Below are 13,006 nucleotides of genomic sequence, written 5' to 3'. Positions count from 1 at the left end.
GCGGTGACCCGCCTCTGGCCCCGCCGCCCCGTTCACCTGCCGGCGGCGTGGGTGGAGACGCCGGCGACGGCCTGGGCCATCCTGGCCGACGTGGTGGCCTCCTGGTCGGGACCGGACCGGGTGGTCGACCTGGAGGCTCTGGGGGACTGGTGCCGGTCGCGGGGGTTGGACGCCAACCCCGTGCAGATCGAGGCGGAACTCTTCGCCCTGGGGCTGTGGCCTGTGGGCGAGGGCTCGCGCCTGCGCCTCTACATGCCTTACCGGCTGGTCGTGCCGCCGGGCGGGTTCGGTGCCGCCGGCTTGCCCGGCGGCGGCGACCTGGCCGACGCGGCGGCCGCCGCCCTGGAGGGCTCCGGGGTGGTCGCTGCAGCCCCCCCGGGCTGGCCCGCGGCGCCCCAGGCCCGCGTCGACGTGATCCCGCCCCTGGGGGGCGGGGGCCCGGCGGAGGCCGCAGCGCTGGGGGAAGAACCGGAACCGGGCGGCAACCCTCGCGACGGGTAGCGGTTACCGGCCGGCGCCGGGAGGCCGGCCGCGGCCGGCTCCCCGCACCCCTTGCCGGACCCCTGGTCCGGGAGGGCGGCTAGCGGGCCGGTGCCGGCGGATCGAGGGACTGGCGCAAAGGGAGGCCCAGCGGATGGATTCGAACCAGCGGGTAAGCAACCCGTCACGGCAGGAGGAAGGGGCGCCGCCCCCGGCACCGGCAGCCGCGGGGCCGGGGACGGTGGTTCCCGACTGGGCAGCCTTGCGGGAACTAGACCGGCAAGGGATGCTGGGCGCGGTCGCGGCCTTCCCCCACCAGCTGGAGGAAGCCCTGCGGCTGGGCCGGGAGGCGGCCAACCTGCCCCGGCCCCTGGCGGGCACCCCGCGGGCCGTGCTGGTGGCCGGCCTGGGCGGGTCGGCCATCGGCGGCGACTTCGTGGCGGCGGTTCTGGAGCCGGAAGCGCCGGTCCCGGTGGTGGTCCACCGGGATTACGGCCTGCCCGGCTGGGTGGGGACCGGGGACCTGGTCTTTGCCGTCAGCTACTCCGGGGCCACCGAGGAGACCCAGAGCGCTTTCGAAGAAGCCCTCGCCCGGGGGGCGGCGGTGGTGGCGGTCGCCAGCGGCGGGCCGTTGCTGGAGCGGGCAGCCGCGGCGGAGGCGGCCGGGCGGCCGGTCCGGCAGGTCCGGGTGCCCGGCGGCCTGGCGCCCCGGGCCGCCCTGGGCTACCTGATGCTACCGGTTCTGTACCTCACCTGCGCCTGGACCGGCATGGGCGATCCTTCGGCCCAGGTGGAAGAAGCCATCGCCGTCCTGCGCCGCCAGGCCCGCGAGCTGGAACCCGGCGGCCCGGAAGGCCCCGCCCACCGGCTGGCGCGGCAACTTCTGGAGCGGCCGGTGTTCATCTACGGCGCCGGGCGCCTGGGCCAGGCGGCGGCCTACCGCTGGCAGTGCCAGCTGAACGAGAACGCCAAGCTGCTGGCGCACTACCACGCGTTCCCCGAGCTCAACCACAACGAGATCATGGGCTGGGAGGGAGTGCCCCTGGACGGGGCGGCGGGTGGAACCGGCAGCGGCGGGCGGGACGGGGCATCGCACCGGCCGCTGGTGGTTTGCCTGCAGGCCGGCCCGGACCACCCGCGGAACCGGACGCGCATGGCCATCACCGCCGAGCTGGTGGACGGCCGGGCCGGCTGGGTCACCGTCGCGGGGCACGGCCGGAGCCGCCTGGCGCAGCTGCTCAGCCTTTCCTATTTCGGCGATTTCGTTTCGGTCTACGCTGCCCTGCTGAGGGGCCTTGACCCCTCGGCCATCGCCAGCATCCAGCGGCTCAAGGAGAGGCTGGCGGCCCTGCCGGTGGGAGCGGGCGGATCTTCGAACTGAAAGCCGGCGGGTTGAAACCCGCCGGCGGGAGATGGTCTGTGCCGGCGGGAGAACGCGGTCTTTCTCGCCGGGCGGGGACATAGCCATGGGCACCGGGAGGGGCAATCCCGGTGCCCGTGAACTTTTTCCGCCGGCGATGGGTCTGGGTGGCCGCGGCCCTTGCGGGCCTGGCCGCCGGCTGGGTGGCGGCGGCCGCCCGTTCCCCCGCCCCGGCGCCGGGCCGCTGGGTGTTCCGGGACGATCTCGGCCAGCGGGTGGCGCTGCCCGGCCCGCCCCGGAGGGTGGCCTGCAGCGGCCGGGATCTCTGCGACCTGGCCCGGGCGCTGCTGGGCGAGGAGGCCGTCATCGTCCTCCCCGCCGGAGCCGAAGAGCAGCGCCTGCGGGCGAGCGGTGCAGGCCTGGTGGTCCTGCCGGCGGTGACCCGCCAGCCGGGGCTGGCGGCACGATTGCGGGCCCTGGGCTGGCCGGCGGCCACCTTGCGGTGGCGGGACGTGGACCAGCTCCCCGCTGCTGCCCGGCGCCTGGCCGGGTGGTTGAACCAGCCCGGCCGCGGCCAGGAGCTGGCCGCGGCCTACCGGCGCCGGCTCGATCGGGTCGCAGCCGCCGTGGCCGGGGTGCCCGAGGCGCAACGGCCGGTGGTGGTGGTGCTGGCGTGGGATCAACCGCCGGTCTGGGCGCAGCCGGGCAGCCCGGTGGCCACCCTGGTGCGGCGGGCCGGGGGGCGCCTGCCGGCGGAGGGAAGGCCGGGTGAAAGGGCAGGGGGGACGGGGATTGCGGCGTGGTGGCACCGCCCGCGCAGCCGCTGGGGAGGCCTGGCCCGGCTCGACGTCCCGGCCGGGGCTGGTGCGGGCTGGCAGGCGGGCGAGGAGGGGTGGCGGGCCCTGGGCCACCCAGGTCCCGTGCGGGTGGTGACCCCGCTTTTGACGCCCATGGTCCCGCCGGGCGGACCGGCGGTGGGCACGGCGCTCTACCTGCCGCCCGCCCAGCTGCTGGGGGCGGGCCCGGCGGCCCTGGAAGGCCTTGAACGGCTGGCTGCGTGGCTCTACCCGGAGCGGCTCGCATTCGAAGGCGATCCGCACCGGCTGGTGCCCCTGCGGGTGGCGCCCTGAGGGGCCGGGCCGGGGCAACGCCGCTCCGGTCCGGATTGCGGCGGTGCGGGCGGCTGCCGGCCGGGGGCGGCACCGCAGCTCCGGCCCGTGCCCGGGTGGTCGACCCGGACCGTCCCCAGGGCGGCCGACGGCACGGCCACCCTGGGCTGCGGGGTGCGGGCGGCCGGGTCAGTGCCGCCGCTGGAGGATCACCAGCCCCAGCCCGGTCCGGGCGCGAAACGCCCCCTCGGTACCCGCCAGGGCGTTGCTGACGGTGTAGGCCGTTCCCCAGGCCAGCGTGGCGTCCGCCAGGGGGTAGACCAGCCCTTCGGTGCTCACGCCGGTCATCCGGGGGGTGAGGGGTACCAGGGAGACGACCTGCCCCGGCCGGCCCTGGAACCGGACCTCGCCGGGGCCCACCAGGGGCGCGACGTGGGCGGGTGCGGCCAGCACCCTGAGGGCGTGGCCGCCGGCCACCCAGCGGGCGGCCATCAACAGGTTGGTCAGGGTGTGGTCGACCCGGTCTCCCACCCCGCCCACCAGGTAGAGGGGAGCCGGGCCCAGCCGCTGCCGGGCCAGGTCCAGGGCCAGCTCGGTGTCGGTGAAGTCCTTGGCGGGGGGAACGCGCCGGACCTCCACGCCGGCCGCCCGGGCCGCCTCCACTTCGGCGGCGGTCAGGGTGTCAAAGTCGCCGGCCAGCAGGTGCGGCCAGAGGCTGGCTGCCCGCAGAAGGCGCAGGCCCCCGTCGGCGGCGATGCAGAGGGACGCCCCGGCCACCAGGCGGGCCGTTTCGGCCACCAGGGCCGGTTCGTCCAGGTCACCTCCTGCCACCACCACGCCGTAGGGCGGGGAGGGAGGCGGCAGAAAGCCGAAGGGTTCGGAAAAGGGATGGGCTCCCGGTACGGGGGACAAGGGAACACCTCCCGGCATGTCCGGTTCTTCCCCTGCATAGGGTCATACGGGTCCGGTGGCGGCCGGGTCACCGCCGGCCGGTGCACCGGCACCGCCGACGCCGCTTGACCGGAAGGGGGAGGAACCGTGTCGCGGATCAAGGAACTGGCGGCCGAATTGCGGGAGCAGGAGCGTCCCCTGCTCGACCACTACAAGCAGCTGGTGGATGCCGCCACCAAGGAGACGGAGCGGCGCCTGGCGCAGATGATGTACAACTACCAGCGCTTCCAGCTCCAGAGCCTCGAACTGTTCCAGGACCGGGTTCCCGAGCGGTTCCATTGTTTCGGCGTCGTCACCCACGATGACGTCAACGTCCGCCAGCGGCCCTCCGGCAAGTCCGAGGTCCTGGCCCGGGTGGGCCGCGGGACGCCGGTCATCGTCATGGCCTTCGAGGGGTTCTGGGCCGAGGTGCAGCTGGTGGGGGGCGAGACGGGTTACGTTTTCAAGGATTACGTCCGCTGCGAGGCGGGCGGGTAGAACCGGCCGGTCCGGCCGCCTGGCTGCGGCCGTCCGGGCCGCGGGCGGCCCCGGGAGCCTCGTCGCCGCCTGCAATCTCACCACCCGCCCCGCTGTCGCCCCCGCTGCCGGCAGCCCGGTGGCGGGCAAGCCCGGCGGGGGCCTCGCTACCCCGCGCCGGCCCGTCCCAGGCCGGCCTCCCGCTCCCCCTGCTGCCAGGGACGTCCGGCCCGCCGGCCGTTTCCCCGGCGGGCGGGCCGCCCGCGTTCCCAGGGCCGGCCGCGCTGCCGCCGGTGTTCATGGCGGCGTGAAGCTGGTTCATCCACGTGGGGTTGGCCCGGGCGAAGGCGACGAACCGCTCGATGCGCTCCAGGGTTTGGCGGCTGACATGGTGCTCGATGCCCTCCACATCCTGCTGGACCACCTCCTCGTCGTGCACGCCCAGCAGGCGCAGGAAGGTGGCCAGCGTCTCGTGCCGCTGGCGCATGGCCCTGCCGATGGCCTCGCCGCGCTCCGTGAGCACCAGGCCCCGGTATCGCTCGTAGGTGACGAAGTTCTGCTCGTCCAGTCGCTGGACCATGCGGGTGACGGAGGACGGCTGCAGGTTCAGGGCCAGGGCGATGTCGCTCACCCGGGCGTAGCCCTTGCTGCGGATGAGCTCGTAGATGGTCTCCAGGTAGTCTTCCATGCTGGGCGTCGGCCGCACCCGGGTCACCTCGTTGCCGCCCTGGGGAGGGGCCCGCCGGACCTTGGTGGCGCGGCGCCGGTCCGGTGACGGGCCGCCGGGCGGCGGGTTCTCGCCACCAATATAGCTTACGTGGGGAGGCGGCGCGCCAGGGGGCCCGGGTGGCGCCGGCAGCCCGGGCAAGGACCCGGCGGCGGGGGACAAGAGGACAAGAAGGGAGGCAGCCTGCCGGCTGCCTCCCGAGCTTGCGGGGATGTGATCCGCGCGTTACCGCGCACCGCTTCCGGGCTTCAGGCCTGCTGTGCCTCGGCGACCCGGGAACGTCACTCGGTGACGTGGATGGTGCCCTTCATCGTGGCGGAGTGGCCGGGCACCGTGCAGATGAACTCGAAGTCGCCCGTCTGCTGGGGCGTGAACTCGATGGAGGTGCTCTTGCCGGGATCCGTCAGGCCGATTTCCAGACCGAGCTGCTCCGCCACCAGGTCATGCTGGACGGAGTCGTTGTTGACCAGCTCGATGGTGTAGGTCTGGCCCTTCTTCAGGTTGATCTCCGTCTGGTCAAAGGAGATGTTCTGGGCGGTGACCGTGATCTTGTTTCCGGCCGCCTGGTCGCCACCGTTGCCCTCGTTGCCGCCGCCGCCACCGCCGCCGCAAGCGGCGAGGACCGGCAGGGCCAGCAGCATCAGGGCCGCGACCACCAGCAGAGAACGGCGTGCGCGCTTCATGCTGGGCAAGTCCCTCCTTACGGGATTTCGGTCCACCGTTCTTTTATATCCCATCCCGGAGGTTCCCGCACTCGGATGGATAACCGATTTCAACCCCCGTCCCTCGACCGGGGCCGGCGCCGCGGCCGGCCCCGGAACCCGATCCGGCCCTGGCCCCGGACTCGGGCCCGGGCCGCGAAGGCCCGGGCGAGCGGAGTCCCCGCAAGCCATAGCCTGCCCGCCCTGGGGACGGAAGCGCGCCCGGCGGGCCCGCCCGGCGCGGCAGGGACCCGTTCAGGCCGGGTAACGGCCGGCGCGCGGCGGGCCCGCGCCGTCAGGTCCAGTCAGGTCCACGTCCCGGGCCGGTTCGCGGAAGCCCGCTCGGGCGGATAACGGCCGGCGCGCGGTTCACCCGCCAGCTGGGCCACGTAGGTCCACAGCACGCGGGCGACTTCGGCCAGATGGGCACGGTCCACGTGCTCCAGGCGGTCGGTGTGCCAGTGGTAATGGGGAATGCGCCCGCCGGGACCGGTCGCCAGGAAGGTGATGGCCGGGATCCGCCGCGCCGCGGGGACCAGGGCATCGGTGGGCAGGAGGGGCCGCGGCCCCGGGGTCAGCCGGCCGGCCGGCAGCGCCGCCGCCAGCCGGCGGGCCTCCTGGACCAGGCAGGCGTCGTAGCGCACGGGCAGCAGCATGCCTTCGGCCGTCAGGTAGTGGAGCCGGCCGGCACCTACGTTGTCGATGTTCAGCACTGCCACCCGGTTCCCGCGCGGCCGCGGGAACCAGGGGTGGGAGAGCAGGGCCGCCATGCCCCGCATGCCCGTCTCTTCGGCCCCCGTCAACGCCACCACCAGCTCGACCCCCGGCAGGGGGCGCGCAGCCCAGCGCCTTGCCAGGGCCAGGGCCACGGCGACCCCGGAGCCGTTGTCGTTGGCCCCGTTGATGGGCCGCCCGGTGGCCCAGCTGAGCAGGAGGAACCCGGCCACCGCCGCAGAAACCAGGGCTGCCGCGGCCAGCGGCCCGGCGGCGACCATCCCCGCGGCCCGGGCCGCCAGCAAGAGGGGCACCGCGGCGAAGGCGGCATACCCGGCAACGAAAAAGGCCTGCAGCCAGGGCAGAAAGCGCGGTGCGAAGAGCCAGCTGCCCCACTGGGTGTCGTAGTGGGCGGTGATCACCAGGTGCAGCGGCCCCGGCTCACCCCGCCGGCCGCCGGGCGGCTCCTGCGGGCCGGCCGCCGGCAGTCCCGCTGCCGAGGGTCCCGGGCCCGCTTCGGCGGGCTGCCGGGCCGCTGCCGCGCGCGGGGCGCCTTGCGGCCAGCGTGCCACCACATTCTGGGAACGACCCCGTGGCACCACCCAGGCCAGGCTGACGGGGATGCCGCCGGGCCACAAGGCCAGCTCCCCCAGCAGGGGAACCAGGGTCACAAGGGCCATAAGGGCCAGCAGCCCGCTGCCGGCTCCTGGGCCGGCCCAGCGGGCACCGGCCAGGCCCAGGGCCGCCAGCACCAGGCCGGTGAGGCCGGGGCCCAGGTAGAGGGTGTGGCGCGGCGCGGTGAAGGGCTGCAGGTCGACCTCAAAGCCCAGCTCCGCCAGCCGCGCCGCCAGCCAGCGGGCCGCCCGCCCCTCTTCGGGCGTACAGGTGCCCCGGTGGGGAAGGCGGCACAGGGACTCCAGATCGTCCCACGGGTCCGGCACCGGTGGCTCCCCGGTAGCGGCCGTCCTGGTTCCGCCCATGGCGGCACACCCCCTGGCGGCACGGGGCGGGATTGCCCGGGCTGCATCCCTGGCCTCCGCGTTGCCGCAATGATTCTCGGGTGGACGCCTCGAGCCCTTCACTCCGTGGCTGCGGGGCCCTCCCCGCTGCCGTGCCACGGCCAGCGGGCCTCGACGGCCAGCCACCGGGCGGCGGCGTCCAGCTCGGCCCGCTCCAGCTGGTGGCCCGTGCCGGCCCGGTGCAGGGTGACCGCCGCGCCTGCGGCTTCCAGGGTCCGGGCCAGCTGGAGGCTCTGCTCTGGAGGCACCACCGGGTCCTGCCGCCCGGCCGCGACGAGAACCGGCCGCCCCGCCAGCGCACCCGCCTCAGGGGCCTCCACGGGAACGGCCATGGGCCGGAACAGCACCGCCCCCGCCAGCAGCCGGGGGTGGCGCACCAGCAGGGCTGCTGCCAGGTTGGCGCCGTTGCTGTAACCCACCGCCACCACCCGCCCCGGGTCAAAACCGTAGCGGCGCGCCGCCGCGGTGACGAACCGGGCCATGTCGCCGGCCCGCCGGCGCAGGTCGGCGGCGTCCAGCACGCCGGGCGCCAGGCGGCGGAAGAACCGGGGCATGCCGTCCTCCAGCACCTGGCCCCTGGGGCTCAATAGGGCGGCCCCGGGCCACAGATGGGCACCCAGGGGCAGCAGGTCGTGCTCGTCGCCTCCCGTGCCGTGGAGGAGCAAGAGCACCGGGGCCCGATCGGGGTCATCCGTACCGCGGGCGAACCGGTGGATGAAGCCCAGCTCCCCAAAACCGCTGGGGTGGTGCAGCGGCGGCAGGGCCTGCTCCAGGGCCGCCCGGGCCGGTTCGTACCAGGGCGGCAGGCGCAGCCCGGTGCCCAGAGCGTCCCGGTCCTCGTCGATCAAGAAACCCGGTGGATCGGTGGCGATCTCGAAGAGCACGCCCCCCGGCTCCCGGAAGTATATGGAGCGGAAATACTGGCGATCCTGGACCGGCGTGACGTGCAGGCCCAGCCGGGCGAGGTGCTGCTGCCAGGCCGCCTGGGTCCGGTCCGTGGGCGTGCGGAAGGCCACGTGATGCACCGTGCCCGCCCCCAGGGTGCCCCGGGGAGCACGGGCGTCGCCGGCCAGCTCCAGCCAGCGGCCGGTGCCGCCCGGCCCGGCGACCCAGAGCTGGGGCGGGGAGGCCGGCCCTGGTTCCTGCGGGGCGGGTGGGGCGGGAGCGCCATCCGTCCCCTGGGATCCCGGCTGCTCCCGGCCGGAGCGGCCGCCCGCCGGCCGGTACCCGAGCTCCCGAAGGATCCTGGCCGTGGGTTCGATGTCGCGAACCGTAAGGCGCACGCCGGCGACGGCGCCGATGGCGGCGGTGGCGGGCACGGGCCCGCCCGGCCAGCCCGGCCCGCCGGGGCCGGGTTCCTCCACCAGGGCCAGGGGCAGGCCGTCGGGATCCTGGAAGAACAGGGCCTGCCGGCCCAGGGGGCCCGGCCGCCGGTGGCAGGCCACGCCAAATCCTTCCAGGCGCTCTTGCCAATAGTCCAGGGTTCCTTCCGGAACGGAGAGGTACACCAGGGTGGCCTGGCCGGCGCCGTGACGGCCGCGGCCGGCGCCGGGCACGGGGAAGAAGGTGAGCAGGGTGCCGGGCCGGCCCGTCTCGTCGCCGAAGTAGAAGTGGTAGGTCCCCGGGTCGTCGAAGTTCACGGTCCGCTTGACCAGCCGCATCCCCAGCACGCCGCCATAGAAGTCCGCGTTGGCCTGGGGATCGCCGGCGATCATGGTGACGTGGTGGATGCCCTCCACCTGCTCTCCTCGCTGCTGCTGGGGCACGGTCGTGTCGCGGGCCATGGTCGCCCTCCCTGCCGCTTGCTGGCGTGGCGCCTGCAAGGCAGGCGCATCCACACCTAGCGTACCTTACGGGACCGGCGACCGGACCCCGGGGCTCCGGGGTCCCCCGCTGGCCGGGGAGCGCCGGCCGCGGCCGCAAAGGGTGCGGGCGGGACGAACCAGCCCCGCCCGCCGGGGGTGCCGTTGCCGATTCGCCGGTCCTCCTGCGTCCGGGCTGCCCCGGTGGTGCCGGCCGGGCGGCAGGGCGGATCTTGTCACGCCAGTTGCTGGTGCTCCCGCCGCCGGGCTTGTTCTTCCATCAGGGCGGCGGCCTCGGCCAGGATCTCCCTGGCGTAGGCCTCGACCTGGGCGCGCAGCTCCGGTGTGGCGTAGATCGCCTCCAGCTCCTGGTGGGCCATCAGGGCGCGGCGCAGGTACCAGATGCCCTGGTCGAAAGCCTGCCCGAAGAGGGCCTGGGCGACCTCCATCTCCTCCCGGTACCGTTCCAGGGCTTCCACGTTGACGAAGGCCGCCGTGTCGATCACCAGGTCGCCCGTCTTGGGTTCGTAGGTGTGGGGGTAGGCGTTGTGCACCACCGCCACGCCCAGTTCGGGGATGAGCACGTGGTCCAGGCGCCGCCCGTGCAGGCCGCAGTGGTAGGCCTCGATGTCCAGGCCCCGGCGCAGGGCCGCTTCCGCCACCCGGGCCACCAGGGTGGCGCAACCGGTGCCCGGGTTGCCGCGGATGAACACCCGCCGGGGCAGCGGGTCCAGCAGGCTGTCCAGATAGTGGCGGGGCCCTTCGGGGGTCACGGCGCTGGCAAACAGGCGCCGGATCCGCCCGCGCCGCCCGGCGCGCACGACCCGGTGCCCCTCGAAGACGGCGGCCTCGATCTCGTGGGCGGAGTGGTCAAGGGCCGCCAAGTCAAGGGCCCCTGCATGCTCGTAGAAGTCCTCGTACAGGCCCAGGGCTTCCAGGGCCAGTCCCAGGTAGCGGTGGGCCAGCTGGAAGCGCTGGCGCACCCGCCGCCCGGTGGCGTCGATCCTGTCCTGCCGGGACGCCAGCAGGTCCCGGCCGGCCGTGGCCTCCAGGCTCAGCAGGCGGCCGACCAGGCCCGGCAGGGGCGGCTCCACCGCATGGGGCGGCGTCCCGTCCACCACGGCCAGCCCCAGCTCGGGTGCGTTGACGCCGTCCAAGGAGGACGGATCCGACGGGCAGTGGAACAGCTCCACCCCCACACCCCTCTCCATCAGCCCCTCTGCCACCATCCGGATGACCGCCGACTTGCCGGTGCCCGGCCCGCCCTTGAGGACGAAGACCCGGCGCGGCTCGGGCCAGGCGATGTATTCGAAGAACGACTGAAACCCGTGGCCGGTGTTGCCGCTGGCGAACAAATGGCGCACCCGTCCGTGACCCGTGGCCATCCTGGTGCCCCCCCCTTGTTGCCCTAGACGCCCGTGACCGGAAGCCTGTGCGGACCATCGGGAACCCGCGATGCTACACGCTATGGAGGCGGCCGGGGGCGGGGTGCCTGTACGCGGCGGGGCGGGCGGCCCGAAATGTCAGGGAACCTGACAGGGGAGGCGGAAGGTCCAGGGCGGCCGGCCGGCGGCTCCGGGACGATCCGGGACGGCCGCCGCGCAAGAACGCCCCGCCGGGCCGTCCTGCCCTTGCCACGCCGTGCTGCGGGCGCCGGAGCACGGCCGCGTCACCCCTGCCCGGGTTGCCGCAGGCCGGGCGGAGGGGAACGGACCTGCCGGTGCCGCCATATGTATGAAAGAACCCACGGCAAGGGGAGGGGGCTGGCGTGTCGCGGCACCGCAACCTGCCCCTGTATTCCATTGGAACGGTGTGCCACCTGACCGGCCTGAGCGAGCGCCGCATCCGCTACTACGAGCAGGCGGGCCTGCTGCGCCCGGCGCGGACGGCGGGCAACCAGCGGCGGTACAGCCAGGCGGACGTGGACCTTTTGCTGGAGATCAAGTGGCTGCTCCAGCAGGGGCTGCACCTGGACGAGATCCGCCGCCGCCTGCTGGAGCGCCGCGGCCGCGACGAGGTCATGGGACCTCCCGACGTGCCGGCGGCCCGAGCCGCGGCCGAGCCCTGGCCCCTGGCCGCGGCAACGCCGGCGGTGCACCGCCCGCCGGGGGCGGGTTCGCCCCGCTGGCCGGGGTCCCGCTGGCCCGACCGCCCGGGCGCCTCCGGCGCGGCGGCCGGGGTCGCCGAGCCGCCTGCCGGCCTGGGGCGCATCGACCGCCTCTTCCGCGGGCCGGCTCCCGCCGTGCCGGGTATGGGCACCGCCCGCAGCCTGTACCCGGCCCTGGACCCCACCGTGCTCTACGAGGTGCGCCGCTGGCAGCGCCGCCGCAACCCGCCGGCGCCGGGGGAGGCAGGGCGCGATGCGCCGGCCGCCGGCTGAGCCGGCTCCTCCCGACGAACCGGCCCGGCGACTGGCCCAGCAGGGCATCCAGCTGGTGCAGCTGGTGTACGCCGACGTCCTCGGCGTGCAGAAAGGGCTGACTCTGCCGGTCCAGCAGGCGGCGGCCGCCTGGGACGGCGGCGTGCGGGTGGACGGGGCGTCCCTGGAAGGGTTCATGCGCGTCGAAGAGCGGGAGATGCGCCTGCGGGCCGGCGGGGAGCAGGTGTTCGTCCTGCCCTGGGAGCCGGGTGGCCGCGTGGCCATGGTGCCCGCCGGGATCTACACCCGCGACGGGCGCCCCTTCGACGGCTGCCCGCGGGAGCGGTTGCAGGCCGCGGTGCGCCGGCTGGACGGGCTCGGCGTCGCCGTGGAGCTGGCCTTCGAGATGGAGTTCTACCTCCTGCGGCGGCGCCGGGGCCGCCCGGAGGTCCGGGTGCCGGACCGGACGGGGTATCTGGACCTCTCGGTGCGGGACGCGGGGGAGCCGGTGCGGCAGGAGATCGCCCTGGCGCTGGAGGGCATGGGCATCGTGGTGGAGTCGGTCCATCACGCCGTGGCCCCGGCGCAGCACGAGATCGATCTGGGCTGGCAGCCGCCCCTGGCGGCCGCCGACCACCTGCTGATCGCCCGGCGGGCCGTCTACGCCGTGGCGGAGCGCCACGGCATGCACGCCACCCTTCTGCCCAAGCCCCGGGCCGGCACCCACGGCTCGGGCCTGCACGTGCGGATGCGGGTTCGTCCCGCGCCGGGTTCGGGCTGGAGCCGGGCCGCCGTGACCCGCCACTGGCTGGCCGGGCTGCTCCACCATGCGCGGCCCCTCTGCGCCGTGACCAATCCCCTGGTCAATTCCTACAAGCGGCTGGTGCCGGGGTTCGAGGCGCCGGTGTACGTGGTCTGGGGTCGCGACACCCACGCTCCCCTGGCCCGGCTGGTGGCCGGCTGGGAAGCGGGGGAGCTGGAATGGCGGGCGCCGGATCCCTGTTGCCACCCGTACCTGGCGCTGGCCGTCCTGCTGCGGGCCGGTGCCGACGGCCTGGAGCGCCGCCTGGAACCGCCCCCGCCGCTGGAGGAGAACGTGTTCGAGCTGGACCCGGCCGAGATCGCCGCCCGGGGGCTCGAGCCGCTGCCGGGCAGCCTGGGCGAGGCCCTGGACGACATGCGCCTGAGCGGGCTGGTGCGGGAGGCCCTGGGGGATTACCTGTTCAGCCGTTACCTGGAGGCCAAGCGGACGGAGTGGGACATCTACCGCGTCCAGGTGCACCAGTGGGAGCTGGATCAGTACCTGCCCATCTTTTGAGCGTGCCTGT

12 protein-coding genes are annotated in these 13,006 nt (G+C 74.9%); 6 read left to right on the top strand and 6 right to left on the bottom strand.

The window, feature by feature from the left end; genetic code table 11:
• Window positions 1-3 precede the first annotated feature (3 nt).
• From ACZ5T9_RS00210 to ACZ5T9_RS00200, 3 genes are all read left to right on the top strand, one after another.
• Window positions 4-501 carry a hypothetical protein gene (locus ACZ5T9_RS00210; protein ID WP_464833328.1) on the top strand — a complete coding sequence of 166 codons (498 nt, stop codon included), beginning with the start codon at window positions 4-6 and terminating at the stop codon, window positions 499-501.
• A gap of 133 nt (window positions 502-634) precedes the next feature.
• The gene (locus ACZ5T9_RS00205) at window positions 635-1,861 is read left to right on the top strand and encodes a bifunctional phosphoglucose/phosphomannose isomerase (RefSeq protein WP_464833327.1); all 1,227 of its coding nucleotides are present in this window, start codon (window positions 635-637) and stop codon (window positions 1,859-1,861) included.
• A 110-nt stretch (window positions 1,862-1,971) separates the two neighbouring features.
• Complete coding sequence (locus ACZ5T9_RS00200) at window positions 1,972-2,970, top strand: ABC transporter substrate-binding protein (protein ID WP_464833326.1); 999 nt, start codon at window positions 1,972-1,974, stop codon at window positions 2,968-2,970.
• 168 nt (window positions 2,971-3,138) lie between these two features.
• Here ACZ5T9_RS00200 and ACZ5T9_RS00195 read toward each other — a convergent pair whose 3' ends face one another.
• Window positions 3,139-3,861 carry a thiamine diphosphokinase gene (locus ACZ5T9_RS00195; protein WP_464833325.1) on the bottom strand — a complete coding sequence of 241 codons (723 nt, stop codon included), beginning with the start codon at window positions 3,859-3,861 and terminating at the stop codon, window positions 3,139-3,141.
• Between the two features lie 126 nt (window positions 3,862-3,987).
• On the opposite strand from ACZ5T9_RS00195, the gene ACZ5T9_RS00190 reads away from it, so the two are divergent.
• A complete protein-coding gene (locus ACZ5T9_RS00190) occupies window positions 3,988-4,377 on the top strand; it encodes an SH3 domain-containing protein (RefSeq protein ID WP_006904397.1) in 390 nt (129 codons plus the stop codon).
• Here ACZ5T9_RS00190 and mntR read toward each other — a convergent pair.
• The 5 genes from mntR to ACZ5T9_RS00165 form a co-directional block, all read right to left on the bottom strand.
• Window positions 4,343-5,062 (bottom strand): transcriptional regulator MntR, encoded by a 720-nt coding sequence (gene mntR / locus ACZ5T9_RS00185; RefSeq protein WP_464833324.1) that lies wholly within the window; start codon window positions 5,060-5,062, stop codon window positions 4,343-4,345. The two genes, ACZ5T9_RS00190 and mntR, sit on opposite strands and share 35 nt — an antisense overlap.
• Window positions 5,063-5,364: 302 nt before the next feature.
• A complete protein-coding gene (locus tag ACZ5T9_RS00180) occupies window positions 5,365-5,766 on the bottom strand; it encodes a cupredoxin domain-containing protein (RefSeq protein WP_464833322.1) in 402 nt (133 codons plus the stop codon).
• Window positions 5,767-6,089: 323 nt separating this feature from the next.
• Window positions 6,090-7,478, bottom strand: a complete 1,389-nt coding sequence (locus ACZ5T9_RS00175) for a M28 family metallopeptidase (protein ID WP_464833321.1) — start codon at window positions 7,476-7,478, stop codon at window positions 6,090-6,092.
• Between the two features lie 98 nt (window positions 7,479-7,576).
• Window positions 7,577-9,301 carry a VOC family protein gene (locus ACZ5T9_RS00170; RefSeq protein WP_464833319.1) on the bottom strand — a complete coding sequence of 575 codons (1,725 nt, stop codon included), beginning with the start codon at window positions 9,299-9,301 and terminating at the stop codon, window positions 7,577-7,579.
• Window positions 9,302-9,555: 254 nt separating this feature from the next.
• Window positions 9,556-10,704, bottom strand: a complete 1,149-nt coding sequence (locus ACZ5T9_RS00165) for an AAA family ATPase (protein ID WP_464833317.1) — start codon at window positions 10,702-10,704, stop codon at window positions 9,556-9,558.
• 383 nt (window positions 10,705-11,087) lie between these two features.
• Here ACZ5T9_RS00165 and ACZ5T9_RS00160 point away from each other — a divergent pair, with 383 nt between their 5' ends.
• Both ACZ5T9_RS00160 and ACZ5T9_RS00155 read left to right on the top strand, forming a co-directional pair.
• Window positions 11,088-11,699: a MerR family transcriptional regulator gene (locus ACZ5T9_RS00160; protein WP_464833316.1), complete on the top strand. Its 612-nt coding sequence runs from the start codon at window positions 11,088-11,090 to the stop codon at window positions 11,697-11,699.
• Complete coding sequence (locus ACZ5T9_RS00155) at window positions 11,680-12,996, top strand: glutamine synthetase family protein (RefSeq protein WP_006904390.1); 1,317 nt, start codon at window positions 11,680-11,682, stop codon at window positions 12,994-12,996. Before ACZ5T9_RS00160 ends, ACZ5T9_RS00155 begins: the two co-directional genes overlap by 20 nt.
• Window positions 12,997-13,006: the final 10 nt, after the last annotated feature.

This window comes from Thermaerobacter nagasakiensis (assembly GCF_055396825.1).
This window is presented reverse-complemented; position numbering and strand designations above follow the sequence as displayed.

Excerpts from the sequence above, each read along its gene's own strand:
- ACZ5T9_RS00205 (WP_464833327.1), top strand. The coding sequence starts at position 635 with ATGGATTCGAACCAGCGGGTAAGCAACCCGTCACGGCAGGAGGAAGGG.
- ACZ5T9_RS00180 (WP_464833322.1), bottom strand. The coding sequence starts at position 5,766 with ATGAAGCGCGCACGCCGTTCTCTGCTGGTGGTCGCGGCCCTGATGCTG.
- ACZ5T9_RS00175 (WP_464833321.1), bottom strand. The coding sequence starts at position 7,478 with ATGGGCGGAACCAGGACGGCCGCTACCGGGGAGCCACCGGTGCCGGAC.
- ACZ5T9_RS00170 (WP_464833319.1), bottom strand. The coding sequence starts at position 9,301 with ATGGCCCGCGACACGACCGTGCCCCAGCAGCAGCGAGGAGAGCAGGTG.
- ACZ5T9_RS00165 (WP_464833317.1), bottom strand. The coding sequence starts at position 10,704 with ATGGCCACGGGTCACGGACGGGTGCGCCATTTGTTCGCCAGCGGCAAC.
- ACZ5T9_RS00155 (WP_006904390.1), top strand. The coding sequence starts at position 11,680 with ATGCGCCGGCCGCCGGCTGAGCCGGCTCCTCCCGACGAACCGGCCCGG.